Annotated in this window: 24 protein-coding genes and 1 pseudogene; 5 read left to right on the plus strand and 20 right to left on the minus strand. The window is 73.1% G+C overall.

The annotated features are described in order from the left end of the window. Positions 1-217 precede the first annotated feature (217 nt). The 7 genes from ACFWWU_RS06585 to ACFWWU_RS06615 form a co-directional block, all read right to left on the minus strand. Complete coding sequence (locus ACFWWU_RS06585; protein WP_384139859.1) at positions 218-1,735, minus strand: recombinase family protein; 1,518 nt, start codon at positions 1,733-1,735, stop codon at positions 218-220. 9 nt (positions 1,736-1,744) lie between these two features. Further along, entirely contained in the window at positions 1,745-3,319 is a 1,575-nt protein-coding gene (locus ACFWWU_RS06590; RefSeq protein WP_384139862.1) for an alkaline phosphatase D family protein, read from the minus strand. Between the two features lie 97 nt (positions 3,320-3,416). Next, positions 3,417-4,832, minus strand: coding sequence for a PLP-dependent aminotransferase family protein (locus tag ACFWWU_RS06595; protein WP_384140631.1), 1,416 nt, complete (start codon positions 4,830-4,832; stop codon positions 3,417-3,419). A gap of 176 nt (positions 4,833-5,008) precedes the next feature. Beyond that, positions 5,009-5,302 (minus strand): hypothetical protein, encoded by a 294-nt coding sequence (locus tag ACFWWU_RS06600; RefSeq protein WP_384139865.1) that lies wholly within the window; start codon positions 5,300-5,302, stop codon positions 5,009-5,011. Positions 5,303-5,355: 53 nt separating this feature from the next. Further along, the gene (locus tag ACFWWU_RS06605) at positions 5,356-6,795 is read right to left on the minus strand and encodes a flotillin family protein (protein ID WP_384139868.1); all 1,440 of its coding nucleotides are present in this window, start codon (positions 6,793-6,795) and stop codon (positions 5,356-5,358) included. Positions 6,796-6,837: 42 nt separating this feature from the next. After that, complete coding sequence (locus tag ACFWWU_RS06610) at positions 6,838-7,356, minus strand: hypothetical protein (RefSeq protein WP_384139871.1); 519 nt, start codon at positions 7,354-7,356, stop codon at positions 6,838-6,840. A gap of 138 nt (positions 7,357-7,494) precedes the next feature. Then, complete coding sequence (locus ACFWWU_RS06615) at positions 7,495-8,556, minus strand: PucR family transcriptional regulator (protein WP_384139874.1); 1,062 nt, start codon at positions 8,554-8,556, stop codon at positions 7,495-7,497. A 224-nt stretch (positions 8,557-8,780) separates the two neighbouring features. Between ACFWWU_RS06615 and ACFWWU_RS06620 the strand changes: the two are divergent. Next, positions 8,781-9,617 (plus strand): annotated as a pseudogene (locus tag ACFWWU_RS06620) (EamA family transporter); the annotation flags it as partial. A 39-nt stretch (positions 9,618-9,656) separates the two neighbouring features. Here ACFWWU_RS06620 and ACFWWU_RS06625 read toward each other — a convergent pair. Continuing rightward, positions 9,657-10,487 carry an alpha/beta fold hydrolase gene (locus ACFWWU_RS06625; protein WP_384139877.1) on the minus strand — a complete coding sequence of 277 codons (831 nt, stop codon included), beginning with the start codon at positions 10,485-10,487 and terminating at the stop codon, positions 9,657-9,659. Between the two features lie 119 nt (positions 10,488-10,606). Here ACFWWU_RS06625 and sigJ point away from each other — a divergent pair, with 119 nt between their 5' ends. Next, positions 10,607-11,512 (plus strand): RNA polymerase sigma factor SigJ, encoded by a 906-nt coding sequence (sigJ, locus tag ACFWWU_RS06630; RefSeq protein WP_384139880.1) that lies wholly within the window; start codon positions 10,607-10,609, stop codon positions 11,510-11,512. A gap of 295 nt (positions 11,513-11,807) precedes the next feature. Then, positions 11,808-12,548 carry a GntR family transcriptional regulator gene (locus tag ACFWWU_RS06635; RefSeq protein WP_384139883.1) on the plus strand — a complete coding sequence of 247 codons (741 nt, stop codon included), beginning with the start codon at positions 11,808-11,810 and terminating at the stop codon, positions 12,546-12,548. 49 nt (positions 12,549-12,597) lie between these two features. Here ACFWWU_RS06635 and ACFWWU_RS06640 read toward each other — a convergent pair whose 3' ends face one another. Beyond that, positions 12,598-13,755 carry an ROK family transcriptional regulator gene (locus ACFWWU_RS06640; protein WP_055644759.1) on the minus strand — a complete coding sequence of 386 codons (1,158 nt, stop codon included), beginning with the start codon at positions 13,753-13,755 and terminating at the stop codon, positions 12,598-12,600. Positions 13,756-13,908: 153 nt separating this feature from the next. Between ACFWWU_RS06640 and ACFWWU_RS06645 the strand changes: the two genes are divergently transcribed. Next, positions 13,909-14,331: a hypothetical protein gene (locus tag ACFWWU_RS06645; protein WP_384139887.1), complete on the plus strand. Its 423-nt coding sequence runs from the start codon at positions 13,909-13,911 to the stop codon at positions 14,329-14,331. A gap of 34 nt (positions 14,332-14,365) precedes the next feature. Here ACFWWU_RS06645 and mug read toward each other — a convergent pair whose 3' ends face one another. The 3 genes from mug to ACFWWU_RS06660 all read right to left on the minus strand — a co-directional run bounded on the left by mug (position 14,366) and on the right by ACFWWU_RS06660 (position 17,314). After that, entirely contained in the window at positions 14,366-14,863 is a 498-nt protein-coding gene (mug, locus tag ACFWWU_RS06650; protein ID WP_384139890.1) for a G/U mismatch-specific DNA glycosylase, read from the minus strand. Between the two features lie 62 nt (positions 14,864-14,925). Then, the gene (gene purB, locus ACFWWU_RS06655) at positions 14,926-16,368 is read right to left on the minus strand and encodes an adenylosuccinate lyase (protein WP_384139893.1); all 1,443 of its coding nucleotides are present in this window, start codon (positions 16,366-16,368) and stop codon (positions 14,926-14,928) included. Between the two features lie 118 nt (positions 16,369-16,486). Then, positions 16,487-17,314 (minus strand): SGNH/GDSL hydrolase family protein, encoded by an 828-nt coding sequence (locus tag ACFWWU_RS06660; RefSeq protein WP_384139897.1) that lies wholly within the window; start codon positions 17,312-17,314, stop codon positions 16,487-16,489. Between the two features lie 65 nt (positions 17,315-17,379). On the opposite strand from ACFWWU_RS06660, the gene ACFWWU_RS06665 reads away from it, so the two are divergent. Further along, complete coding sequence (locus tag ACFWWU_RS06665) at positions 17,380-18,411, plus strand: maleylpyruvate isomerase N-terminal domain-containing protein (protein ID WP_384139900.1); 1,032 nt, start codon at positions 17,380-17,382, stop codon at positions 18,409-18,411. Positions 18,412-18,605: 194 nt separating this feature from the next. Here the strand turns inward: ACFWWU_RS06665 and ACFWWU_RS06670 are convergent, their stop codons facing one another. From ACFWWU_RS06670 to bioB, 8 genes are all read right to left on the minus strand, one after another. After that, positions 18,606-19,625 carry a hemolysin family protein gene (locus ACFWWU_RS06670; RefSeq protein WP_384139903.1) on the minus strand — a complete coding sequence of 340 codons (1,020 nt, stop codon included), beginning with the start codon at positions 19,623-19,625 and terminating at the stop codon, positions 18,606-18,608. After that, positions 19,622-20,971 (minus strand): hemolysin family protein, encoded by a 1,350-nt coding sequence (locus ACFWWU_RS06675; RefSeq protein ID WP_384139906.1) that lies wholly within the window; start codon positions 20,969-20,971, stop codon positions 19,622-19,624. The genes ACFWWU_RS06670 and ACFWWU_RS06675 overlap by 4 nt, the downstream gene beginning before the upstream one ends. Before the next feature lie 161 nt (positions 20,972-21,132). After that, entirely contained in the window at positions 21,133-21,558 is a 426-nt protein-coding gene (locus ACFWWU_RS06680) for a GNAT family N-acetyltransferase (protein WP_384139908.1), read from the minus strand. An 82-nt stretch (positions 21,559-21,640) separates the two neighbouring features. Continuing rightward, positions 21,641-22,303 carry a class I SAM-dependent methyltransferase gene (locus tag ACFWWU_RS06685; RefSeq protein ID WP_384139911.1) on the minus strand — a complete coding sequence of 221 codons (663 nt, stop codon included), beginning with the start codon at positions 22,301-22,303 and terminating at the stop codon, positions 21,641-21,643. Between the two features lie 10 nt (positions 22,304-22,313). Then, positions 22,314-22,658, minus strand: a complete 345-nt coding sequence (locus tag ACFWWU_RS06690; RefSeq protein WP_376396865.1) for a VOC family protein — start codon at positions 22,656-22,658, stop codon at positions 22,314-22,316. 28 nt (positions 22,659-22,686) lie between these two features. Beyond that, on the minus strand, positions 22,687-23,427 hold the full coding sequence (bioD, locus tag ACFWWU_RS06695; protein ID WP_384139914.1) for a dethiobiotin synthase: 741 nt from the start codon (positions 23,425-23,427) through the stop codon (positions 22,687-22,689). Between the two features lie 20 nt (positions 23,428-23,447). Next, the gene (locus tag ACFWWU_RS06700; protein ID WP_384139917.1) at positions 23,448-24,728 is read right to left on the minus strand and encodes an adenosylmethionine--8-amino-7-oxononanoate transaminase; all 1,281 of its coding nucleotides are present in this window, start codon (positions 24,726-24,728) and stop codon (positions 23,448-23,450) included. Continuing rightward, on the minus strand, positions 24,721-25,995 hold the full coding sequence (bioB, locus tag ACFWWU_RS06705; RefSeq protein ID WP_384139920.1) for a biotin synthase BioB: 1,275 nt from the start codon (positions 25,993-25,995) through the stop codon (positions 24,721-24,723). The genes ACFWWU_RS06700 and bioB overlap by 8 nt, the downstream gene beginning before the upstream one ends. Between the last annotated feature and the right edge of the window lie 61 nt (positions 25,996-26,056).

Raw genomic sequence — 26,056 nt, forward strand, 5'->3', positions numbered from 1 at the left:
CTCTCCCAGGCAGGGGGCAAGAAAAGTGCCCTGGGACCCTTCTTTTCTATGAACGCTTATAGAGAAGAACAGGCGTAGGGCACTTTTCTTGCCCCCTGACACCTGGGTCCGTCACTCGCGGGTCCCGTGACAGTCACAGAACGCGAAAAGAGGGCCGGACCCTTGGCGGGGCCGACCCTCTCCTGTGTGGCGTCCGCCACACGGTGGCGAAAAACGGTCAGTCCCAGTCGTCCACCGGTGCCCCGTCGAACTCGGCGTCGATGACGAATCTCTGTGCCGCCGACGCCAGCCTCACCCGCACGGTGACGCCGAAGGAGGCCAGCAGTTCCCGCCGTGCGGCCGGGTCGTCCTTCGCGGCGTGCCAGTCGTCCCACACGGTCCGTCCCGTCGGCACTGACCGCATCCCCGGCTCCCGGACTTTTTCGGCCGACAGGGCGGCGATTTCCCGGCCCATAGCGGCGTACTGTGCCCGGAACCAATCCGCATCATCGGGGGCGTCATAGAGGCCCGCCTGGCGGTCCTGGCGGAGCCGTTCCCGGGCCGCCTCCAGCTCCTGGATGCGGGCAGGCTGGCCGGAGCCGGGGTCATAGATCTTGTGCATGATCTGGAGGGGTCCGACCTCACTCAGGAACCACGTCTCCACTTCAGCGTCCAGGACCTCCATGCGGACAGTGGGGGAGGGTTTGCACTCGGTCAGACCCCGCCGCCGGGACGTGCATGTCCAGGACGCACCCTGTCCCTTGCTGGGCCAGGTGGCATATAGGCGGTGCCCACAGACTCCGCAGACCGCCCGGCCGGAGAGCAGATGTTCCCCCGACGGTGCTGGCTCCGTCTTACGTGGCCCCCGCGCCAGCTTGGTCTTCAATGCGTCGTGTGTGGCGTGATCCCAGAGACCAGGAGCAAGCCGTACCGGCTTTCCGTCCGCGCCGACAACTGGGCGCCCACCATGCATGAGGTAGCCCATGGCCGCCTCTGAGAGCAGCATCCGGCGGAGGGCGGGGCCGTTCCATGCCGTGCCCTGTGACGGCTTGCCGTAGAGGGCCCGGAGGTGGTCACTCGGTGACAGCTCTCCTAGCCGGGTCAACCGGGTTGCCTCCGTATGTGGGGTGACCTCCCCGGTCTGGTCCGCCAGGATGCGTTCCGCGACAGTGCGGAGAATGCCGGCGGCGTGTTCATGCTGTACGACATGGGACACGGGGCCCGTCGGTATATCCCGTACGAACTGGAACCCATACGCCGGCTTGCCCTTCGGTCGCCCGGCGGCCCGCATCTTGACCGTGGCGTCCCGGTTCCGACGCTGGATTGCCCGGAGTTCCATCTGCGAGCCGAACGCCTCCATGGTGAGGCGAGACTCGTCTACGGGGTCGTCCAGGTCCCACGGGCCGTCGTGCCCGTACGTGACCAGCAACTGGCCCCGCTCATGGATGGCGTAAGCCGTGTTCAGGACGTCCCGGACGTTGCGGCCGATCCGGTCTACGGCGGCCCCCACGATCCCGTCATAGGGGCCCCGCTCATTGCGCAGCCATGGGCCGAATGCGGGGCGGGTGAGCGGGTCGGTTGCTCCTGATATTTCCCAGTCGTCTGCCCAGTCGATGATGTGGCCGCCAACGGCTTCGGTGGCCGTCAGGATGTTGGCGCGCTGGCGCTCCGGAGATGAGCTGGCGTCACTCTTCCGGCTCAGGCGTCGCACGCCGACTAGACAACGTCCACACCCGTCATAGGGTCGCTCGATCATCTCGCCATGCTACTGTGCTTCGAGTGTCTTGCTGAACAGCACCGAGCCGCCCTCGGCCCGGAGCCGTACCGTCAGCTCGCCGCTGTGGCCGTCGATGTCGACCTCGCCGAAGTACTGCGGGCTCTCCATCGGCGACAGGTTCGCCCGCTCCGGCGCCCGGACGAACACGCGCTCGGGACCGAAGGTCGCGTCCAGCGCGTTCGCCGGGAAGCCGCCCGCCGCCAGCGGACCGGACACGAACTCCCAGAAGGGCGCGAAGTCCTGGAAGGCCGCCCGCTCCGGCGCGTAGTGCTGCGCCGACGTGTAGTGCACGTCCGCCGTCAGCCACACCGTGCCGGTGATCCGGCGGTGCTTCACGAACCGCAGCAGCTCCGCGATCTGGAGCTCGCGGCCCAGCGGCGCGCCCGGGTCGCCCTGCGCGATCGCCTCGAAGTTCGCGGACCCGTCCGGCACGACCAGACCCAGCGGCATGTCCGCGGCGAGCACCTTCCACACCGCCGTGGACGCCGCCAGCTCCCGCTTCAGCCAGGCCAGCTGCTCCGCGCCCAGGATGCCGGTCGTGTCGTCGGCCTGCCGGCCGGGGGAGTTGGCGTTCCGGTACGACCGCATGTCGAGCACGAACACGTCGAGCAGCGGCCCGTACCGCACCACGCGGTGCATCCGACCCTCACTCCCGCGCCCGTGGAGGGTGGACACCGGCGTGTACTCGCCGAAGGCGCGCAGGGCACGGGCGGCGAGGACGTCGACGTCCTTCTCCGTGTAGCGCGCGTCGTCCAGGATCTGCCCCGGGTACCAGTTGTTGCGCACCTCGTGGTCGTCCCACTGCACCACCGACGGCACCTGCGCGTTGAACGCCCGGACGTTGTGGTCGAGCAGGTTGTAGCGGAAGTTGCCCCGGTACTCGTCGAGCGTCTCCGCGACCTTCGACTTCTCCGGCGTCGTGACGTTCCGCCAGATCCGCCCGTCCGGCAGCGTCACGCTCGGCTGGACGACCCCGTCGGCGTAGATCGAGTCGCCGCTGCACAGGAAGAAGTCCGGGTCGAGGCGGCGCATCTCCTCATAGGCGCGGAAGCCCCCGATGTCCGGATTGATGCCCCAGCCCTGGCCCGCGATGTCCCCCGACCACAGGAAGCGGACGCCGTCACGGCGCCGCTCCGGGGCGGTGCGGAAGGTGCCGACGACCGGCTCGCCCGTCCGGCGCGGATCGTCCGGGTCCGCCAGCGTCACCCGGTAGTGGATCTGCTCACCGGCCGGCAGCCCGCGCAGCGCGGTCGTGCCGGTGAAGTCCGTGCCCGCGCCGACCAGCGGCCCGCGGTGCCGGCGCACCCGCCGGAACGACTCGCTCGCCGAGGTCTCGACGAGCATGCGCGCGGGCCGGTCCGACCGCACCCACACCAGGCCGGAGGAAGCCGTGACGTCGCCCGTCTGCACACCCCACGCGGCCCGCGGCCGCCCCGAGAGCGCGAACGCCGGGGCCGCGAGTCCGGTGCCGCCGAGCGCGAGCGCCGCCGAGGCGGCCAGCGACCCGCGCAGCAGACCGCGCCGCGCGGGGGAGAGAGGGGAATCGGGCACGGAGTGGGACATCGAAGACCTCCAGAGGCGTGTCCGGGCACGGGAGTCGCGCCGCCGCCCCCTGCCTAACGGCCGGGAGCGGCGCCCACACCAACCCCGCGTGAACAGATCACTTCCGGCCCACGGCCTCGGCCACCAGCCGGACGCCCCTTGCGATGACGGACGGCGACAGATGCGCGTACCCGATCACCAGCCGTACGTCCCCGTCGGCGGGCCGCGCCGTGCCGTACTCCTCCAGTGGCCGCAGGGCCACCCCCGCCTCCGCCGCCCGCGCCAGGAACCGCGCAGGAGGCCCGAAGCGCCCCGGCACGCGCGCGATGACGTGCAGACCGGCCGCGATCCCGCTCACCCGGGTGCCGGGCAGATGCTCGTCGAGCGCGGCGAGCAGGGCGTCCCGCCGCTCCCGGTAGGCGCGCTGACACCGCCGCAGCTGCCGGTCGTACCCGCCGCGCGTCACGAACTCCGCGAGCACCGCCTGATCGAGTACGGGATTGCCGAGGTCCATCGTCCGCTTGCGCTCGACGACCTCGCCGAGCAGCGCCCCCGGGACGAGCATCCAGCCCAGCCGCAGCCCGGGCGCCAGCGACTTGCTGACCGTGCCCGCGTAGGCGACGCGCTCCGGGTCGAGTCCCTGGAGCGCGCCGACCGGCGCCCGGTCGTACCGGAAGTCGCCGTCGTAGTCGTCCTCCAGGACGTACCCGTCCACCGCCCGCGCCCAGTCGAGGAGGGCGGCGCGCCGCTCCGCCGACCAGCTGATCCCGGACGGGAACTGGTGCGAGGGCGTCACGACCACCGCGCGCACCCCGGAATCGGCCAGCGGCCCGGGCCGCAGCCCCTCCTCGTCCAGCGGCAGCCACACCGTGTCCATCCCGGTCGAGGCGAACAGTCGCCCGTGCTCCGGACTGCCCGGATCCTCGATGCCGACCGTGTCCAGCCCCCGCGCCCGCAGCACGAAGCCCATCAGCGTCGACGCCTGCGCCACGCCCGAACAGACCACGAGGCGCTCCGGATCGGCCACCACCCCCCGCCGCCGCGCCAGCATCCCCGCCAGCGCCTCGCGCAGCTCGGGCAGTCCGCGCGGATCCGGGTAGCCGAGCGCCGGGTGCGGCAGCCGCGCCATGACGGACCGCTGGGCCGCCGCCCACGCGGCCCTCGGGAACAGCGACAGGTCAGGGGTGCCGGGATGGAAGTCCACCTGGATCCCCGACGCCCCGGGCGCCGGATCGAGGGCCCCGCGCACCGCCGAGCGCGCCGCACCGCCCACCCAGGTCCCCGCGCCCCGGTCGCTGCGCAGATACCCCTCGGCGGTGAGCTGTTCGTACGCCTCGGTGACCAGGCCCCGCGAGACGCCGAGGTCGGCCGCGAGCTCCCGGCTCGACGGCAGCCGGGTCCCCGGCGTCAGCCGCCCCGAACGCACCGCGGCCCGCAGCGCCTCCTGCAAGGACCGCCCCCGCCGCCGGGCCGGGGCGCCGGCCGCGGGGAGGAGCAACTCCCAGGCCGGCTGCGCGGCCGGGCCCGCCTCGATGGGACGCCCGGGCGGACGTACATGCGATGGACTCCCGTCCGTCGCGATGCCGTGATCGCCACGCGTTCGACTCGTCCGGGGCGATGACACGTCCGCCTCACGATCCTGTCCCTGGGGTCCGTTCCCGACGAGTATGCCGTGCCCGGGACGCGGCGCCCCGCCGAGGGGCCAGGCGCCTACCGGCCGTCGACCTGTCCGGCCAACAGTCGCAGTGCGTCGGCCGAGTTGGTGTCGCCGGCAACGAGCTCGGCAACGCCCTCGGCATCGCGCTGCTCGGCTCGCTGGCCGCCCTCGTCTTCCGGCTCCAGGGACCCGATGTCGCCGGCACCCTCGACGAGACACTCCGGATCCCCGGCCTCGTACCCGCCGTGACCGAGGACGCGAAGTCGGCCTTCGTCACCGGCCTGCACACCGCCGCTCTCGTCGCGGCCGTCCTCCATGCCGCACTCGGCGTCCTCTCCCTCCGCCACCTGCCGAGGGCCGCGGACAAGACGCCCCCTAGGGCCTGTCCGGCGGACAGGCCCTAGCCGGTGATCTCGATCGATCCGTCGTCGGACGGCACGGCCGGCACCGGTACGGTCTGCGTCGGTACGGGCTTCCGCTGGGTGAGGCCCTGGAGGAGCTGGGCGAGGTCGACTCCCGTGGTGGAGGAGAGGAGCTCCATGCCCTGGGCCACGTTGTCGGTGACCGTACGGGTCAACTGGCTCGCCCCGTCAGTGGAGATGACGGTCAGCTTGTCGACGGCCGAGAGCGGCTCGGACGCCTTGGCGACGACCTGCGGCAGGGCCTCGACGAACATCTGGAGGACGGCGGCGTCTCCGTACCGGGCGAAGGCGTCGGCCTTCTTCTCCATCGCCTCGGCCTCGGCGGCGCCCTTGGCGGCGATGGCCGCGGCCTCCGCCTCGCCCTCGATGCGTACGGCGTCGGCGAGGGCCGCGCGGTGGGCCTTCTCGCCCTCACCGGTGAGGCGGGAGCGCTGCGCGTCGGCCTCGGCCTGCTTGACCAGGGCGATACGGCGCGCCTCGGCCTCCTGCTCGGCCTGGTAGCGGGCGGCGTCGGCGGGCTTGCGGACCTGGGTGTCGAGTTGGCGGTCGGTGAGCGCGGCCTGGCGTGCGGCGACCTTCTCCTGCTCGGCCAGGATGTCCTGCTGGCGGGCGGCGTCGGCGAGCGGGCCGGCCGCGTTGGCCTGGGCCGCGGCCTCGTCGGTCTGGGCCTTGATCTCGGCCTGCTTCAGGTAGAGGGTCCGCTGCGCGATCGCGATCTCCTCCTCCGCCTTGAGCCGGGCCTGTTCGGCGGCGCGGCGGGCGACGGCCTCGGCGATGTCCGCCTCCTGCTTGGCACGGGCGGCCTCGGGGCGGCCGAGGTCTTCGAGGTACGAGCCCTCGGTGGTGATGTCCTGGATCTGGAAGGCGTCGAGGACCAGGCCCTGCCCGGACAGGCTGGCCTCCGCCTCCTCGGCGACCTGCCCGGCGAAGGCGGCACGGTCCCGGATGATGTCCTCGACCGACATGCGGCCGACGATGGACCGCAGCGCGCCCGACAGCACTTCCTGGGTGAAGCCGACGATGCCGTCCTGCTGCATGAGGAACCGCTGGGCAGCGGCGCGGATCGAGTCCTCGGTGCCGCCGACCTTGACGATCGCGACGCCCTCCAGGTTGGCCTTCACCCCGCGCAGGGTGACCGCGCCGCGTACGGCGACCGGGATGTGCCGGCTCGACAGGTCGAGGGTGAACTTCTGCTGCACGAACGGCACGACGAACACTCCGCCGCCGACCACGACCTTCTGGCCGCTGTTGTCGGTGAACACGCGCCCGGTGGCGGGATCGGTCGCCTGCTTGCCGCGGCGGCCCGTGATGATGAACGCCTCACTGGGCCCGGCGACCTTGTAGCGGGTGATGACGGTCAGGCCGAGGAGCACGACGAGGACGACGATGCCCACGACGGCGGCCAGGACAGAACTCATGGTGAATTCCCCTTGGATGGAAGTGAATGGGAAGGGGCGGGGTCAGCGTTCGACGGGGCGGACGGTCACCGACGTCGGCGACGGCACGGACTCCACCCACACCTCGACGCCCCGCGCCACCGGCTCCGCGGCCTTCGCCGCGTACTTCACCGGCTGCCCGCCCAGATACAGCAGGACCTCGCCGTAGCCGTCGGCGGGAATGGCCGTGACCACCGAGCCCGACGTACCCGTGAGGTCCTCGCCCCGCGGCGCGGGCGCCGCGCCGTCCCGGAGCAGTGCCCGGCTGAACCGCCAGGTGAGACAGGCCACGAGGGCGCCCACGGCGATGCCCGCGAGGGTCGCGACCACGACCCCGGCACCCGCGGCGCCCGTGGCGATGGCCCCGGTGAACCCGAGGGCCGACACGAAACCGGCGATCACCGGCAGCGAGAGGGCCCCGTCGAGTCCGCCGCCCAATCCGCCGTCGATCGCGTCGAAGAACCCTTCGAGGATGCCGTCGAAGACCAGCGAGAGCGCCAGCAGGACGAGACCCGCGCTGCCGAGACCCAGAAACCACCCCATGCGCGCCACCCCGTTCCGGGCGACCCCGATTCCGCCCCTAGGAGGAGGCTTTCACGGAACAGCACGGATGTTCATTGCCGGATCCCGGCAATCTTTATGCGTTCTTGATGCCGTCAGGGCGCGGCGGGCGCTCCGGAGTCACAGCGGCTGGTCGGGCCAGCCGAGGAGCCGGGCCCCGACGACGGCCGTCTGGAGGGTGTAACGCTGGACCGGATCGCCGGGATCCGAGCCCGTCAGCCGGTGGATGCGGTCGAGGCGGTACGTCATCGCCCGCACGCTGAGGCTGAGGCGGCGGGCCGCCTGCGCGGTGACGCAGCCGGTGTCGAAGTACGCGGTGAGGGTGTCGAGCAGGGACTTCGGGCCCCCGCGTGCCTGCTGGAGCGGGCCGAGCACGGTGTGGACGAGATCGGCCATCGCCTGCCGGTCGCGGGCGAGGACCGGATAGACGAGGAGGTCCGCGGCGTGGAGGACCGGGTCGTCCAGGTCCATGCGGGTGGCGAGGTCGAGGGCGTTGAGAGCTTCTTCGTAGGAGTGGACGACGCCGCCGGCGCCCGGGTGCGCGCGGCCGACCGCGACCTGGCCGCCGCCGGTCGCCGCGTACGCCTGCTTGGCGAAGTGGGCGAGCACCTCGGGCTCGTCCGCCGGGGCCAGGCAGATCAGCCGCCCGTCCTTGGTCGTGAGCAGGATCCGGCGGTCGCCGAAGCGGGCGAAGAGCGAGGACTCGACGGCCCGGGTGACCGAGCAGCCGTCGTCGTACGGCTCCGGGCCCCGCGCCACGGCCACGGCATGGGCGTGGGACAGGAGCAGACCGAAGCGCACCGCCCGCTCGGCGAGCCTCCCGAGGTCGCTGCGCCCGTAGAGCAGGTCGTCGACGAACTCCCGTCGCGCGGCCTCCTCCTGGCGAATCGCGAGGCGCTGCGCCCGCTCGTGTCCCTCGGCGAAGGCGTCGACGGCCTGCTCCACGGCGCTCAGGAGGTGACCGACGGCGGAGTGCGGCACGTCGGGGAGGACCCGCTGCGCGGCCGAGAGATGGGCGCGGACGAGAGCCCGCAGGCCGATACCGACCTCCGCGGCCCGCTCTCCCCGGGAGCGCAGGGCCTCGCGCTCGTCACGGGTGAGCCTGCGGGCCCCCGCGCACACTCCGGTCAGGATCTCGGCGTACCCCTCCAGGTACCCCTCGATCGGTTCCCTCTCCGTCACGGACCCTCCCGCCCCCAACCTCCGCGCCTTGACGAGTTCCTGACGCGCGGAGACCAAGGGTGACACGCCGTTCGCCCAGGCGAGGAACGGCCGAGGAACGGCCGAGGAACGGCCGAGGAACGACCGAGGAACGGCCGAGGAACGGCCGAGGACGGAAGTGGTCCCCGATGACGCGGGAGAAGTGGACCTTAACCAGGGCCGCGCCGTTTCCTAGCGTCGAGACCATGAACGCGAACTCCCTGCGCGGCGTCCTCCTCGTGACCCTCGCCTACGCCCTCGTGGGCGCCTCCTTCACCGCCAACAGCCTCCTCGGTGCCTATCCGTACGCGGGTGGGCAGGCCCTGCGGTACGCGGCGGCCCTTCTGCTCCTGCTCCCGCTGCTCGGCCGCGGCGGACTCGCCCCGCTCCGGACCCTGACGCTCCGCCACTGGCTGCGGCTCGCCGCGGTCGCGGCCGTCGGCATGGTCGGCTTCAACCTCGCGGTGCTCGCCGCCGAACGGACCGCGGAACCGGCCGTTCCCGGTGTCCTGGTCGGCTGCGCACCGGTCGTCGTCGCCGTCCTCGTCCCGCTGACCGAGGGCCGCAGGCCCGCCCCCGCCGTCCTGTACGGGGCTCTGCTCGTCGCCGCCGGCGCCTTCACCGTGCAGGGCTGGGGGCGGACGGACCTGGCGGGGATCGGCTGGTCGGTGGCGGCGCTCGTGGGCGAGGTGGGATTCACCGTGCTCGCCGTACCGGTGCTGCGTCTGCTCGGGCCGAAGCTGCTGACCGCCGCCGTGTGCGGGATCGGCGCGGTCGAGGCGACGCTCCTCGGCCTCGCCGTCGACGGGGCCGACTTCGTCCGGATCCCGACGGCCGTGGAGACGGGCGCCCTCGTCTGGCAGGCGGCCCTGGCCACGGTCGTCGGATTCGTCCTCTTCTACATGGGCGTCCAGCGGATCGGCATGGAGCGGGCCACCCTCTACACCGGGGCGATCCCGGTCGCTGCCGCGCTGAGCGCCGCCCTCGTCGCGGGCGCCGCCTTCGGCCTCCCGCAGGCGGTCGGCGGCCTCCTCGTGGGGGCCGGCGCCGCGCTGGGCACCGGCCTGTTCAGCCGTACGAGGTCAGCGGCTGCCGTCCAGGATCACGCGGGCGACGAGAGCCGGGTCGTCGTTCATGGGCACGTGACCGCAGCCGGGCAGCCGCACGAGCCGGGCGCCGGGCAGGGCGTGCTTGGCGCGGACGCCCTGGCGGCGCAGGAGCAGCCGGTCCTTGGTGCCCCAGGCGAGGGTGACCGGGACGCCGGGCACGTCCCCGGGAGTGGGCGCGTTCCGGCCGGCGGCCAGGGTCTGGTGGAAGCCGGAGGCCACGCGCAGGGCGAGGGTCTCGGCGAGGACCGCCTCGGGTGAACGCCGGCCGGGGCGCGCGTAGATGGTGCTGGTGAGCACGGTCCGGCCGACGGGGGTACGGGAGAGGCGCTCGATCACCGGCACGGGCAGCGACAGGGCGGCGCCCCGCATGGCCCGCAGCGTCCCGAAGGCGTACCGCCGCTCGCCCTCCGACCAGAAGCCGGCGGGGGAGAGGGCGGTCACCGAGCGCGCCAGTTCCTCCCGGCCGAGCTCCAGCGCGAGCAGCCCGCCCAGGGAGTTGCCCGCGACGTGCGGCCGGACGAAGCCGACGGCCTCGCAGAACGCGCCGAGCACCGGGACGACGGTGGGGAGGCCGTAGGGGAAGCCCTCCGGAAGGGCGTCCGAGGCGCCGAAGCCGGGCAGGTCGACGGCGATCACCTCGCGCTCGGCGGCGAGGATGTCGAGCACCGGCTCCCAGGCCTGCCAGTGGTGCCCGATGCCGTGGAGCAGCAGCAAAGGTTCTCCCGAGCCCCTCCGTTCGTAGGTCAGGGACGTCGTGCGGGGACCCGACGGGGTCCCGATCGAGAACGTGATCCGTGCGGGCATTCCGGCTCCCCTGCAATTCCTTAGACGGCTCGTCAGCAAGAATTACCGTCCGGTAGCCAGGAGTTCAAGACGCAGGAGTGGAACTGGACAGGGCGGCAGCGGTCGGCTGGGATGGAGGGGTGCCCACCGATACCCCGACCACGCCGACCGACACCCTGACCGACCTCTTCGAGGAACACCGCCGGATGCTCCTCGGTGTCGCCTACCGGATGCTCGGGCGTGCCGCCGACGCCGAGGACGTCGTCCAGGAGGCCTGGCTCCGCTGGACCGCCGAGGACCGCGCCGCCGTCCGCGAGCCGCGCGCCTTCCTCGTACGGATCACCACCAGGCTCGCCATCGACCGCCTGCGACAGGCGCAGGCGCGCCGCGAGTCCTACGTCGGCCCCTGGCTGCCCGAACCCGTCGTCACCGACTTCGGGCCGACCGCCCCGGACACCGCCGAGCGCTCCCTGCTCGCCGACTCCGTGTCCCTGGCGGTCCTCGTCGTCCTGGAATCCCTCTCCCCGCTGGAGCGGGCCGTCTTCGTGCTGCGTGAGGCCTTCGGCTTCCCCTTCGGGGAGATCGCCACCGCTCTCGACCGCTCCGAGGCGGCCGTGCGCCAGCTCGCCGGCCGGGCCCGGCGCCACGTCGACGAGGGCAAGCCGCGCTACGACGTCGACCCGGCCGAGCGCCGCGACCTCACCGAGCGCTTCCTCTCCGCCGCGGCCGGCGGCGACCTCGGCGAGCTCCTCACCCTGCTCGCCCCGGACGCGCGCCTCGTCGGCGACAGTGGAGGCAAGTCCAAGGCCCCGCTGCGGATCATCGACGGCGCCGACAAGATCGGCCGCTTCTTCCGCGGTGTGGCGACGGGGACGGAGGGCATGTACGAGTACCGCTTCGCCGAGCTCAACGGCGCCCCCGCCGTGATCGCCTTCGTGGAGGGCAGGCCGGACTCGGTCTTCCAGGTCGAGGTGCGCGACGGACGCGTCCAGTGCGTCTACATCATCCGCAACCCCGACAAGCTCCAGGGCCTCGCCGACCTCTGACGATCACCGGGTCCCGCACCCGGTCCCGCACCGGGTCCCGCACCGCCGACGGCCCGTCTCCGGCCCCGTCTCCCCGTCCCGGGAGACGGGGCCGTTTGCTGCTCCGGGCGCACGGGGGCGCGAACGTCCTGTGAACGATCTAGGTCAGAGGGTCACATTCGGGGTCGTCTGACGGAGGATTGGTCTTGACCAAGGGGGTGGCTCGCCTTATGGTCGCAGAGTTAGTGCAGGAACCTTTAATAAACAAGGGCGCGGAAAAACGCCGCGGGACACGGCGAATTTGCGGAGGATCAGGGTGGGGACCACGCAGCTGGAATCGGTACCGGAGCCGAAGTACCAGCACCTCAAGACAGTCATCGGCGAAGCGCTCGACTCGGACTTCGCCGTCGGAGAGATCCTGCCCAACGAGCGGGAGCTCGCGGCGCGCTTCGGCGTCGCCCGTGCCACGCTCCGCCAGGCCCTGGAGCAGCTGGAGCTGGAAGGCCGCCTCCAGCGCCGCCGCGGCGTCGGCACCACGGTCGCCCCGCCGCGCGTCGGCGTGGACGTCTCCACCGCCCAGCACGCCTGGCCCGGCGTCGGCGACGAGACCTGGCAGCCCCAGGATTCCGTGAGCGACGTGGCCCCGGCCGTCGTCGCGCGCGTCCTGGAGATCGCCCCGGACGAGCGGGTGCACATCGTCCGCCGCATCCGCGTCACCCAGGGCCAGTCGGTCGCCGCCGAGCTGCTGTACGTGCCCGCCGCGTCCGTGCCGGGCCTCAGCGCCCTCGACACCCCCGCCGGACCCGCCAGCGCCCGCACGGTGCTGCGCGAGCTCCAGCACCTCGCCCTCGACGGCCAGGACCGCTCCGTGGAGCTCGGTTCGGCCCGCGCCGACGACGCCAAGGAGCTCGACCGGCTGCCCGGCGCGCCCGTCCTCGTCGTGACGACCCGCTACCTCTCCGAGGGGCGCACCGCCGCCGTCTCGGTGGCCACGTACCGCGCCGACACCTGCCGCCTCACCTTCGGCGACACGGTCGACCTGGTGATGGCTTCCTGACATCTCGCTCCGCGCGCGACGGCCCGTCGAGGACCGCCACTCCGGCGGTTCAGCGGCGGGCCGTCACCGTTCCGTCGACCGCGAAGAGCTGCTCCTCGACGTGGTCCAGGGCGAGCCGCAGGGCACCCGTGCCCACGGCGGCCTCGCCCAGGAGCGAGAGCACCACGCGCGGCGGCCGCAGGCAGAAGCGCGCCAGCTCCTCGCGGAGCGGCGGGAGCACACCGTCGAGCCCGGCGGCCCAGCCGCCGACGACCACCAGCTCGGGGTCGATCGCGAGCACCAGCGCCGCCACGTCGTGCACGAGCCGCTGGATGAACCGGTCCACCGCCGCCTCCGCCCGCGCGTCGCCCTTCCGGGCCAGCGCGAAGACCTCGGCGACCGCCTGCTCGTCCAGCGGGTGCAGCGGCTCGTCGGTGGTCGACAGCAGGTGCTCGGGAGTGACCCCGCGGCCCAGGAGGTGCAGGGCGCCGATCTCCCCGGCCGCCCCGCCGTAGCCGCGGTGGAGCCGGCCGCCGATCAGCGAACCGGCGCCCGGGCTCAGCCCGGCCAGGACGAAGACGATGTCGTCGGAGTCGGTCGCGGCACCCTTCCAGTGCTCGGCGACCGCCGCCGCGTTCGCGTCGTTCTCGACGATCACCGGGCACTTGAAGGAGCGCCGCAGCCGCTCGCCGAGCGCGAGGCCCGTCCAGCCGGGCAGCGCCGTACCGAGGCGCACGGTGCCGTCGGCCTCCACGATCCCGGGCGTCCCGACGCCGACGGCCCGCAGATTGGACCGGGCGACCCCGGCCCTGCGCAGCACGTCCGCGACGACCGCCCGCACCTTGTCCAGACGCTCGTCCTCGGGGGCCGTCTCCGCCACCTCGCGGGACCCGGCGCCGATGATCCGGCCGTCCAGACCGGAGAGCAGGGCGGCCACGCGGTGCGGGCCGATCTCGATGCCGAGGAGATGACCGGCCTCCGCGCGGAAGCGGAACCTCCGCGCCGGACGCCCCTGGCGCCGGGCCTCGCCCTCCTCGGGCGCCGACTCGACGACGAGCCCGCCCTCCATGAGTCCCTCGACGACGCCTTCGACCGTCGGCCGGGACAGACCCGTGATCCGGGTCAGGTCCGTGAGCGTGGGCGCGTCGGCGCCCCGCAGCGCATGGAGTACCACCGCGGAGTTGATCCGCCGCAGCAGAGACGGATCCCCGCCGGTCAGCCGCCCCACAGTGTGTCCTCCCAGCTCGTGCACCTCTTCGGCGGATGGTACTCAATGGGCCCGGGCGCGGCGAGTGCCGCCCCCGGGCCCGTGCGGACCCGGGCCCCCGCGGGCCCGCCTGACGCGACGCCAACTGTCAGTGCCGGCCGCTTTACTGGCCCTATGACCATGGCACGCCATCTGGCGACGATCGACGAGTTCCGCGCGCGCCTCACCGGTGGTTCCGGCGGCGGTCCGGACTTCCACCTGGTGGAGCTCGCGACGAGCGAGGACTTCCGGGACGACGACGGCACCCGCCGGGAGCCGGCCGAGGAGCAGTACGAAGCGGAACGGGACGGGCTCGCCGCGCTGCTCACCGTCCGCTGGGGCCCGCCGACGGAGCTGGACCTCTGGCCGGTCCTGGAGCGGAGCCTGGCCGGCGAGTCCTTACCGGAGCCCTGGTCCACCGTCTGCGCCCACACCCCGGAGCTGCGTCTGTGGCGGGACGGCCGCCGGTGGATCGGCCTCGGGATCTCCCAGTGGGACAAGGAACTCCCGCTCCAGCTCATCGCCCTGGTGACCACAGCGGATCCGCCTCAGGCGTAGGACGCCGCCGTGCCGGTTCCACAGCCGGCCCCCTTCAGGAACCGGGTCTCCGCGCGGCCTCCCGAAGCCTCGCGTACTCCTCGGCCATCGTCACCGCAGTCCAGTGGGCGTTGAGGCCGCTCGGGTTGGGCAGCGCCCAGACCCGGGTGGAACCGATCACGCGCTCCTGCGGCCCGATCGCCGCCTTCGGCTCGCCGAACGCCGTCCGGTACGCGGTCACCCCGACGACCGCGAGCCACCGCGGCGCGAGCCGCTCCACCTTCTCGACCAGGATCCGCCCGCCCTCGCGGTACTCCTCCCGGCTCAGCTCGTCGGCCCGCGCGGTGGCCCGCGCCACCACGTTCGTGATGCCGAGCCCGTACGACAGGAGCTCGTCCTGCTCGTCCGGCCGCAGCTGCCACGGGGTGAACCCGGACAGGTGGAGCACCGGCCAGAACCGATTGCCCGGCCGGGCGAAGTGGTGGCCCGTCGCCGCCGTCATGAGACCCGGGTTGATCCCGCAGAAGAGCACGGAAAGGCCGCCCGCCACCACGTCGGGAACGACGCGGTCGCGAGCGGCCTCCAGCTCTGCCTGGGTGAACCGGGGGGTCCCGGTCAGAGGATCGCGCCGGGGGCGTAGGCGGCGGCCTCGGGGTGCTGCTTGAGGATCTCCTCGATACGGGAGACCACGGAGGCGACCTGGTCGGCGGCGGCGCCCGTGAAGGACAGCTTGTCCGCCATCAGCTCGTCGAGCTGCGCCCGGTCCAGCGGGATCCGGTCGTCGGCGGCCAGCTTGTCGAGGAGCTCGTTGCGCTCGGCGCCCTGCTCGCGCATGGCGAGGGCGGAGGCGACGGCGTTCTCCTTGATGGCCTCGTGGGCGACCTCGCGGCCGACCCCGGCGCGCACGGCGCCCATGAGGACCTTGGTCGTCGCCAGGAACGGCAGGTACCGGTCGAGCTCGCGGGCGACGACGGCCGGGAAGGCGCCGAACTCGTCGAGCACCGTCAGGAAGGTCTCCAGGAGGCCGTCCAGCGCGAAGAAGGCGTCCGGCAGGGCGACGCGGCGGACCACGGAGCAGGACACGTCGCCCTCGTTCCACTGGTCGCCGGCGAGCTCGCCGGTCATCGACGCGTAGCCGCGCAGGATGACCATCAGGCCGTTGACGCGCTCGCAGGAGCGGGTGTTCATCTTGTGCGGCATCGCCGAGGAGCCGACCTGGCCGGGCTTGAAGCCCTCCGTGACCAGCTCGTGGCCCGCCATCAGACGGATCGTCTTGGCGATCGACGACGGCGCGGCGGCCAGCTGCACGAGCGAGGTGACGACGTCGTAGTCGAGCGAGCGCGGGTAGACCTGGCCGACCGAGGTGAAGGCGTGCGCGAAGCCGAGGTGACCGGCGATCCGCTGCTCCAGGTCCGCCAGCTTGCCCGCGTCGCCGCCGAGCAGGTCCAGCATGTCCTGCGCGGTGCCGACCGGGCCCTTGATGCCGCGCAGCGGGTAGCGGCCGAGGAGCTCCTCAAGGCGCGCGTACGCCACGAGCAGCTCGTCCGCGGCGGTCGCGAAACGCTTGCCGAGGGTGGTCGCCTGGGCGGCGACGTTGTGCGAGCGGCCCGCCATGACCAGCTCCGCGTACTCGGCGGAGAGCTTCCCGAGGCGGCCGAGGACGGCGACGGTACGGTCCCGCGTCAGCTCCAGGGAGAGGCGGATCTGGAGCTGCTCGACGTTCTCGGTGAGGTCGCGCGAGGTCATGCCCTTGTGGACGTGCTCGTGGCCGGCGAGGGCGTTGAACTCCTCGATGCGGGCCTTCACGTCGTGCCGGGTGACCTTCTCGCGCTCGGCGATGGAACCGAGGTCGACCTGGTCGAGAACGCGCTCGTAGTCGGCGAGGGCGGCGTCCGGAACCTCGATCCCGAGGTCCTTCTGCGCACGCAGCACGGCGAGCCACAGCTGACGCTCCAGCTTCACCTTCTGCTCGGGGGACCAGAGGACGGCGAGCTCCGCGGAGGCGTAGCGGCCGGCCAGAACGTTGGGGATGCGGGGCTTCGCAGTCACAGCAGTCACGTGGACAGATTCTACTGGCGGTTTGTGCAGGCCAGCGCCACGGAGGGATATGGAGCTTGCTACGAGACGCAGGTCACGGAAAGGGCCGTGCGTCACGTCGCGTGCCCCGTGTCCCGGCTCACGACCCGACCGGTGCCTGCGGTGCCTCGTACGGCGTCTCGTATCGCGTCTCGTACGGCGTCTCGTACGGCAGGAGTTCGGGGCGCTTGGGCGCGCGTCCGTCCCCGGAGGAGCGGCCCGTGAGCCGCCGTCCGATCCACGGACCCAGGTGCTCCTTGGCGAAACGCGCGTCCGCGATCCGCCGGCTCCCCCAGCCGGTGCGCCCGGCCGGGGGCAGCGGAGCCCGCCAGTCGTCCTCGGGAGGGAGGCCCAGCGTCTGCCACACGGCCTCGGCGACCCGCCGGTGCCCGTCGGCGGTCAGATGGAGCCGGTCCACGTCCCACAGCCGGGGATCGCCGAGCGTCGGAGCCCCGTACAGGTCGACGACGAGGGCGCCGTGCCGGGCGGCGAGCTCGTCGAGGTGGACGAAGAGCTCCTCCATGCGGGGCCGGAAGCGCTCCATGACCGGCCCTTCGCGGCCCGGGCTGCGCATCAGGACCAGCTGCCGGCAGGAGGGTGTGAGGCGTTCCACTGCCTCGGTGACCAGGTCCCGCACCCGGACCATGTCGACCTTGGGTCGGAGCGTGTCGTTGAGGCCGCCGACGAGGGTCACCACATCGGCCTTCATGCCTGCGGCCAGGTCGACTTGCTCGTCGACGATCTGCCCGATGAGCTTTCCGCGCACGGCGAGGTTCGCGTAGCGGAAGTCGGGCGTACGGGCGGCGAGCCGGCCCGCGAGGACGTCGGCCCAGCCCCGGTACGAGCCGTCGGGCTTCAGGTCCGACATACCCTCGGTGAAGCTGTCGCCGAGGGCGACGAGACTGGTGTAGGTGGCATTGATCTCCATGGCGGAGAGATCATACCGCGCGGTATGCGCGGGATGCCGTGGAGAACCCGGGAGGGGAAGACCCGATGAGCGACGCGCTGCTGAGCACACTGGCGGAGGCCCTGGCCGAGCTGGTGACGGCCGTCGAGACCGGTGGCGACGAGGTCCTGGACCCCGACGCGGCGGTGAAGTGGCTGGAGGGCACGGCGCACACACTGGCCGGGCTGCCGGCGGCCGACCGGCGCGCCCTCGACGGGCACTTCCGCGCGGCGGCCCTGCGCCGGCCGGAGGGACCCCGGCGAGACGAGCTGCTCAAGGTCTCGGAGGGCTTCGGCCTCACCGAGGACACCCACGCCGCCGCCTGCGAGGCCGTCGCCGAGCGGGCCCGCCGCTTCGTCGCCACCGTCCGGGACGCCGACCCCGCCACCCCCGTGCCCACCTGCCCCGGCTGGACCCTCGCCGAGCTGACCCGGCACCTCGGCACCGTCCACCGCTGGGCGGAGCACCTCGTCCGCACCCGGGCCACCGCCCGCGTTCCCGCCCGCGACGTCCCGCTCGACCTGCCGGACGACCCCACCGCGTACCCCGGCTGGTTCGCCGCCGGCGTCGAGACCCTCGTCGCGACCCTCCGCGCCGCCGACCCGGACACCCCGCTCTGGTCCCCGGGACCCGAACCGCGCGTCGGGTACTACCCGCGCCATGTCCTCTTCGAGGCCGTCGTGCACCTCGCCGACGCCGAGATCGCCCTCGCCGGGACGGCCGGGCCGATCGATCCGGGCGCGGCGGCCGAGGGCATCGAGCACCACCTCGCCACCCTTCTGTACGTCCCGTGGACCGCCGAACGGATCGCCCAGCTCGACCGCGACGGCGACCTCCTCCGCCTCACGGCCCGGGACACCGGGACCGTCTGGACGCTCACGCTCGGCGGGGGCGGCTTCAGCTGGCGGCGCGGGAGCGCGGCGTCCGCCGCGCGTACGGAACCGACCGCGGGCGTCACCGGCGACAGCGACGAGCTGCTGCTCCTGCTGCACCGCCGGTACGCCGCCGACGACCCGCGCTTCGCCCACTCCGGGGACCGCGGCCTCCTCGACGCCTGGCTGACCGCCACCGCGCTCTGAGACACCGCTTCGAGCCACCGCGCTCTGAGGCACCGTTCCGAGCCACCGCGCTTCGAGACGCCGTTCCGAGCCACCGTGCTCCGAGGCACCGCTCCGAGCCACCGCGCTTCGAGACACCGCTCCGAGCCACCGCGCTTCGAGACGCCCGAAGGGCCCCGGGAAGACTCCCGGGGCCCTTCGTCACGCGGTACGGGTCACGGCGCCGCCGGGCGCCCCACCAGTTCGCGCAGCACGTCCTCCATCGTCACGAGACCGGCCGGCTTGTCGTCCTCGTCGAGGACCGCCGCCAGATGCGTACGGCTCCGGCGCATCGCGGTCAGGACGTCGTCCAGCGGCGTGGCCGCCCGGACACGGGCGATCGGCCGCAGCGCCGAGACCGGGAACGGCAGATCGCGCGGGGAGACGTCCAGGGCGTCCTTGACATGCAGATAGCCCAGGATCCTGCGCTCCGAGTCGACCACGGGGAAGCGCGAGAAGCCCGTCGACGCCGACAGCGCCTCCAGCTCCTCCGGAGTGGTGCCGACCTGCGCGTACACCACCTTCTCCGCCGGCATCACGACGTCGCGGACCGGACGGCGGCCCAGCTCCAGGGCGTCGTGCAGCCGCTCGGCGGCCCGGTCGTCCAGAAGCCCGGCGTGCCCCGCGTCGGTGACCATACGGGCCAGCTCGTCGTCCGAGAACGTCGCCGCGACCTCGTCCTTGACCTCCACGCGCAACAGCTTGAGCAGCGCGTTGGCGAAGGCGTTGATGGTGAAGATCACCGGGCGCAGCGCCCGGGCGAGCGCCACCAGCGGCGGGCCGAGGAGCAGCGCGGTGCGCGTCGGCTCCGCGAGCGCGATGTTCTTCGGCACCATCTCGCCCAGCAGCATGTGCAGGTACGTCGCCACCGACAGCGCGATCACGAACGAGATCGGGTGCACCAGACCGTGCGGCACGCCCACCGCGTCGAAGACCGGCTCCAGGAGGTGTGCGATGGCCGGCTCGGCGACGATGCCGAGGACCAGGGTGCAGAGCGTGATGCCGAGCTGCGCCGCCGCGAGCAGCGCGGAGACGTGCTCCAGGCCCCAGATGACGCTGCGCGCCCGCCGGTCCCCGGCCTCGGCCAGCGGCTCGACCTGACTGCGGCGGACCGAGATCAGGGCGAACTCGGCGCCGACGAAGAAGGCGTTGACGACCAGGGTCAGCAGGCCGATCAACAACTGGATCACGATCATCGGCGGGCCTCCCCGGTCTCGTCGGAGTCATGCGAGGTGGTGTGCGCGGGGGCGTGCATCAGCACGCGCGCCGCGCGCCGCCCCGAGGCGTCCACCACGTCGAGCCGCCAGCCGGTCAGCTCCACGCTGTCGCCGACGGCCGGGATACGGCCCAGCTCGGTCGCGACGACACCCGCGAGCGTCTCGTACGGGCCGTCCGGCAGGCGGAGGCCGATCGCCTCCACCTGGTCCGTACGGGCGGCGCCGTCCGCGGACCACAGCTCGCGGCCGTCGGCGTCCTCGCCCGCCCGCGCCAGGTCCGGCGTCTCGTGCGGGTCGTGTTCGTCGCGGACCTCGCCGACGACCTCCTCGACGATGTCCTCCAGGGTCACGACCCCGGCCGTGCCGCCGTACTCGTCGATGACGACCGCCATCGTCTGCTTGCCGGAGAGCCGGTCGAGGAGACGGTCCACGGTCAGGGTCTCCGGGACGAGCAGCGGCTCGCGCAGCATCTCGCCGATCCGGCGGCGCGCCCGCTCGCCGGCCGGTATGGCCAGCACGTCCTTGATGTGCGCGATGCCGACGACCGAGTCGAGGTTGCCCCGGTAGACGGGGAAGCGGGACAGGCCGGTCGCGCGGGTCGCGTTCGCCACGTCCTCGGCGGTGGCCTGCGCCTCGAGGGCGGTGACCTGGACGCGGGGCGTCATCACGTTCTCGGCGGTCAGCTCGGCCAGGTTGAGCGTACGGACGAACAGCTCGGCCGTGTCCGCCTCCAGGGCGCCCTCCTTCGCGGAGTGCCGGGCGAGCGCCACGAGCTCCTTCGGGGAACGCGCGGAGGCCAGCTCCTCGGTCGGCTCCATGCCGAGACGGCGCAGGATCCGGTTCGCGGTGTTGTTGAGGTGGCCGATCAGCGGCTTGAAGGCGGCCGTGAACACCCGCTGCGGGGTCGCCACCACCTTCGCGACCGCGAGGGGCGAGGAGATCGCCCAGTTCTTCGGGACCAGCTCGCCGACGACCATCAGGACGACGGTCGAGAAGGCCGTGCCGAGGACGAGGGCGACCGAGGAGGCCACGGAGGGGGAGAGGCCGAGGGCCTCGGCCGGGCCCTTGATCAGCTTGGCGATCGACGGCTCGGCGAGCATGCCGACGACCAGATTGGTGACGGTGATGCCGAGCTGGGCGCCGGAGAGCTGGAAGGTCAGCGAACGGACGGCCTTGAGCGCGCCCGCCGCGCCGCGCTCGCCGCGCTCCGCGGCGGCTTCGAGCTCGCCGCGCTCGACCGTCGTCAGCGAGAACTCGGCCGCGACGAAGGCGCCGCACGCCAGCGAGAGCAGGAGCGCCAGGACGAGCAGAAGCACTTCGGTCATCGGTTCACCTCCGTCCCATGATCAGCCAGGGGGGAGAGGATCGCTCGATGTCGGAACGTGGAACCAGTGCTACTGGGAGGCTCGCCCATGGGCGGACGCTCACACCTTTCGATAGTCGGGAGGAAGAACCATAGTAAAGGACGGGCAAAGCGGAGTGACGATCAGCCGTCGAGCGGCTTCACCCAGCGGCGCCAGTGGTCCTGGCGCTCGTACCCGGCGGCCGTCCACAGCCGGCGGCCCGTCTCGTTCGCCTCCAGGACCATCGCGTCCACGCGCCGGCCGCCGAGCGCGGCGAACCGCTCCTCGGCCGCGCGCAGCAGCGCGGTGGAGATGCCGCGCCGACGGTGGGAGGGCAGCACGGCGAGCCGGTAGAGGGAGGCGCGCCAGCCGTCCCAGCCGGCGATCACGGACCCCACGACGAGACCGTCGGCCAGCGCGAGGATGAGCGCGTCCGGATCCCGTTCGACGAGCCGGCTCACCCCGTGCACGTCGTCCGAGATGGACGTCCCCTCGGCGGACTCCTTCCAGAAGGCCAGGACGGCCTCGGCCTCGTCGGGGAGGGCTGTACGTATCTGCAGATCGATCATGGCCGGATCCCATCACGCGGGCCTGACCGGTGCCAGGGAGTTCCGCCGGGTGGGACGAGGGTTCACCGTCGGGCCATGCCGCTCACCGCCGGGCCACGCCCAGGACGCACGGGGAGGTCGGCAGGCGCGGCCCGTTCTCCGGGACGTCGAAGGAGCGGTACGGGCCGAGGGAGAAGCCCGCCGCCCCGATCGCCGCGAGCGGGTCCCGTGCGGTGTGGCAGCCACCGAAGAACAGCGGCCAGACCGTACGGTCCAGGCCCCGCTGCACCCGCGCGAGCCCGGGTGTCCCCGCCGCCACGTGCTCGAAGAAACGGAGCTCCCCGCCGGGACGCAGGACACGCCGTACCTCCGCGAGGGCCTGCGGCACGCTCCGTACCGTGCACAGCACGAGCGAGGCCACGGCCGCGTCGAAGACACCGTCCTCCGCCGGCAGCGCCTCCGCGGTGCCCGGCCGCACGGTCACCGGGACGGTCGCCCGCCGCGCGGCCTCCTCGGCGAGGCGCCGCAGACGGGGTTCCGGTTCGACGGCGACGACCTCGGAGACACCGGGCGGGTAGTGCGCGAAGTTCAGCCCGTTCCCCGCGCCGATCTCGACGACCCGGCCGGTGAGACCGGAGAGGAGCTCCTCGCGCAGGGCGGCGAGCCCGCCGCGCGCGTCGGCCGACACGCTGACGCGGGCGTAGAAGCGCGCGAAGAGAGGGTGGTGGACACGGGGTGCGGGGGAGCCGGGGTGCGAGGAGGTCATGGGGCGCCCCTCACCCGGTCACGAAGCAGAACTCGTTGCCTTCCGGGTCCCGCATGACCTGGAAGGAGCCCTGCTCGTCCGTCACGAGACCGCCGACGCGGACCGCGCCGGCGGGCCCGGCCTCGGTGGCGGCCCGGTCCGGGTCCGCCACCTCCAGGTCGAGATGGACCCGGTTCTTCACCGACTTGCCCTCCGGCACGCGCTGGAAGGCGAGCCGGACGAACTCCGGCGGGTCGACGTACGACCAGTCGCCGGAGCGGTCGACCGGATCACCGCCGAGGAGGCCCGCCCAGAAACGGACGAGGGCGGCCGGATCGGCACAGTCGAAGACGATCTCCTGAACGTGAGCGCGCATGCGCCCAGCGTACGGAGTCCGCCACGGATCAGCCCCCGAAGGCGGCCGCCGGCTCCGGTCCGAACTCCGCCCCGAAGGCCTTCGCGTCCCACGTCCCGCCGAGCGCCGGCGCCAGCCAGCCGCCCGCCGCCGCGCGGAACCCCGCCGGGTCGAGCGCCCCCGAACCCTCCGGTACGGCCCCGAGCAGGGGCGCGCCCGCCGCCTCCGGGAGGTCCGCCAGGTTGCAGCGGGCCGCCAGGTCCGGCGTGGCCGGCCAGCTGCCGACCACCACGCCGAGCTGTTCGATGCCGCGCGCCGCCAGCGCCTCGGCCGTCAGGGCCGTCGAGTTGAGCGTCCCGAGACCGGCCGGTACCACGCACAGGACGGGGGCGCCGAGCAGCGCCGCCGCGTCCGCGAGCGTGCCGCCCTCCTCGTCGAAGCGGACGAGCAGTCCGCCCGCCCCCTCCACGAGCACCAGGTCGTGCGAGACGGCCAGGGCGCGGGCGGCCTCGGCCACCTGCCGGGGTCCGACCGGGGCGAGTCCGGCCCGCCGGGCGGCCGTACCCGGAGCCAGCGGTTCCGGGAACCGGCCCAGCTCGGCCGAGGCCGCGGCGCCGGACAGCCGGACCACCTCGTCCGCGTCCCCCGTCTCCCCGGGACCGACCCCGGTCTGCGCGGGCTTCAAGATCGCTACCGACCGCCCCGCGGCCGTGGCCACGGCGGCCACCGCCGCGGTCACGACCGTCTTGCCGATCTCCGTCCCCGTACCGCTGACGACGATGATTCCCACTGCTGTCCTCGCTCTTCCGATCAGCCCGCGGCCGCCGCCGCGCGTACCGCGGCGCAGATCCGGGCCAGGTCCTCGTCGCCGGTCACGTACGGCGGCATCGTGTAGACGAGGTCGCGGAACGGGCGTACCCACACGCCCTCCCGGACCGCGGCCCGCGTCGCCGCCGCCATGTCGACCGGGTGGTCGAGCTGGACGACACCGATCGCGCCGAGCACCCGCACGTCGCGGACGCCGGGCAGCTCGGCGGCGGGGGCGAGCCCCTCGCGCAGTCCCGCCTCGATCCGCTTCACCTCGACCTGCCAGTCCTGCGAGAGGAGCAGGTCGATCGAGGCGCAGGCCACCGCCGACGCCAGCGGGTTCCCCATGAAGGTCGGTCCGTGGGCCAGGACCGGGACCTCGCCCCGGGAGATCCCGTCGGCGACCCGGCTCGTGCAGAGCGTCGCCGCCATCGACAGGTAGCCGCCGGTCAGTGCCTTGCCCACGCACATCACATCGGGGGAGACCCCCACCTGGTCCGCGGCGAACAACGTGCCCGTCCGTCCGAAGCCGGTCGCGATCTCGTCGAAGACGAGCAGCACGTCGTGCGCGTCGCAGGCCTCGCGCAGCACTGTCAGATACGCCGGGTCGTGGAAGCGCATCCCGCCCGCGCCCTGCACGACCGGCTCCACGATCACCGCGGCCAGCTCGTGCGCGTGCCGCCCGATCTCGGTCCGCAGGAGCTCCGCGTACGACTCCTCGTAGTCGGCCGGCGGGGCGTCCACGAACACCTGCGGCTGGAGCACGCCCGTCCACAGCTCGTGCATCCCGCCGTCCGGGTCGCACACGGACATCGGCTGCCAGGTGTCCCCGTGGTACCCGCCGCGCCAGGTGAACATCCGCTGCTTCTCGGGGCGGCCCAGCGAGCGCCAGTACTGCAGGCACATCTTGACCGCGACCTCGACGGCGACCGAACCCGAGTCGCTGAGGAAGACGTGCCGCAGCGGCTCGGGGGTGATCTCGACGAGACGGGCGGCGAGCCGTACGGCCGGCTCGTGGGTGAGGCCGCCGAACATGACGTGGCTCATCCGGTCGAGCTGGCCGCGCGCCGCCTCGTTGAGCACGGGGTGGTTGTAGCCGTGGATCGCCGACCACCACGAGGACATGCCGTCGATCAACTCGGCCTGCCCCTCGGCGGGTTCGGCGAGGCGGAGACGCACGCCGGACGTGGACGCGACGACCAGGGGGTCCGTGCGGCCCGGCATGGGACCGTACGGATGCCAGACGTGCGCCCGGTCCAGGGCGAGGAGTTCGTCGTTACGCATTCGGCGCGAGGTCCGTACCGGCGCCCCGGCGGCGTACCGCCACCAGGTCGGTCCGCGCGGTGTTCGAGGCCGCGGCGGCCTCGGCCGCGACGGGCTCGGCGGCCGGCGCCGCGTGACCGCCGCAGGGACCGCAGCCGCCGCCCGCGTGCGAGCCGCACCCCGTGCCCTCGGCCGGGGCCTGGGAGCCGCAGCCCGCGCCCTCCGCCGAGGCGTGCGAGCCGCAGCCGCCGGCCGCGGCGGCACCCGCCGCCGCGAGCGCGTCCGCCCGGTGCGCGGGCAGCGTCGTCGTGCCCGCGCCCTCCACCTCGAAGCCCGCGTCCGCGATCATGTCGAGGTCGGCCTGGCCGGCCTGGCCCTCGCTCGTCAGGTAGTCGCCGAGGAAGATCGAGTTCGCGATGTTCAGCGCCAGCGGCTGCATCGAGCGCAGGTGCACCTCACGGCCGCCCGCGATCCGCACCTCGACGTCGGGGCAGACGAACCGCACCATCGCGAGGATCCGCAGACAGCGCTGCGGGGTGAGGTTCCACTCCTTCGCGAGCGGCGTGCCCTCGAAGGGGATGAGGAAGTTGACCGGCACCGAGTCCGAGTCCAGGTCGCGCAGCGCGTACACGACGTCGACGAGGTCCTCGTCGGTCTCGCCCATGCCCGCGATCAGACCGGAGCAGGCCGACAGACCGGCGGCATGCGCCTTCTGCACGGTGTCCACCCGGTCCGCGTACGTGTGGGTCTTGGTGATCCCCTCGTACGTCGCCTCGGACGTGTTCAGGTTGTGGTTGTACGCGTCGGCGCCGGCGTCCCGCAGCCGCTCCGCCTGGCCGTCCGAGAGCAGACCGAGGCAGGCGCACACCTCGACGCCCTCGTTCTGCTCCTTGATCGCCTCGATGGTCCTGCCGACCCGCTCGACGTCCCGGTCCGTCGGACCGCGCCCGCTCGCCACCAGGCAGACCCGCTTGGCCCCGCCCGCGACCCCCGCCGCGGCGGCCTGGGACGCCTCGTCCGGCTTCAGCCACGTGTACTTGAGGATCTCGGCCTTCGAGCCGAGCCGCTGCGAACAGTACGAGCAGTCCTCGGGGCACAGCCCCGACTTCAGGTTGACGAGGTAGTTGAGCTTCACCCGCCGCCCGAACCACTGACGGCGCACCTTGCCGGCCGCCGCCACCACATCGAGCAGCTCGTCGTCGGAGGTCGCCAAGACGGCGAGCGCTTCTTCACGGGTCGGCAGCTCGCGCCGCAGCCCCTTCTCCACCAGCGTGTTCAGCAGGTCCATAAGCGCTGATCCTTGCCTACCGCCCACCCCCGGGCCAAGGAGGATCCGAACAAACGCCGCC

This window comes from Streptomyces sp. NPDC058650, assembly GCF_042717315.1.
Taxonomy (GTDB): domain Bacteria; phylum Actinomycetota; class Actinomycetes; order Streptomycetales; family Streptomycetaceae; genus Streptomyces.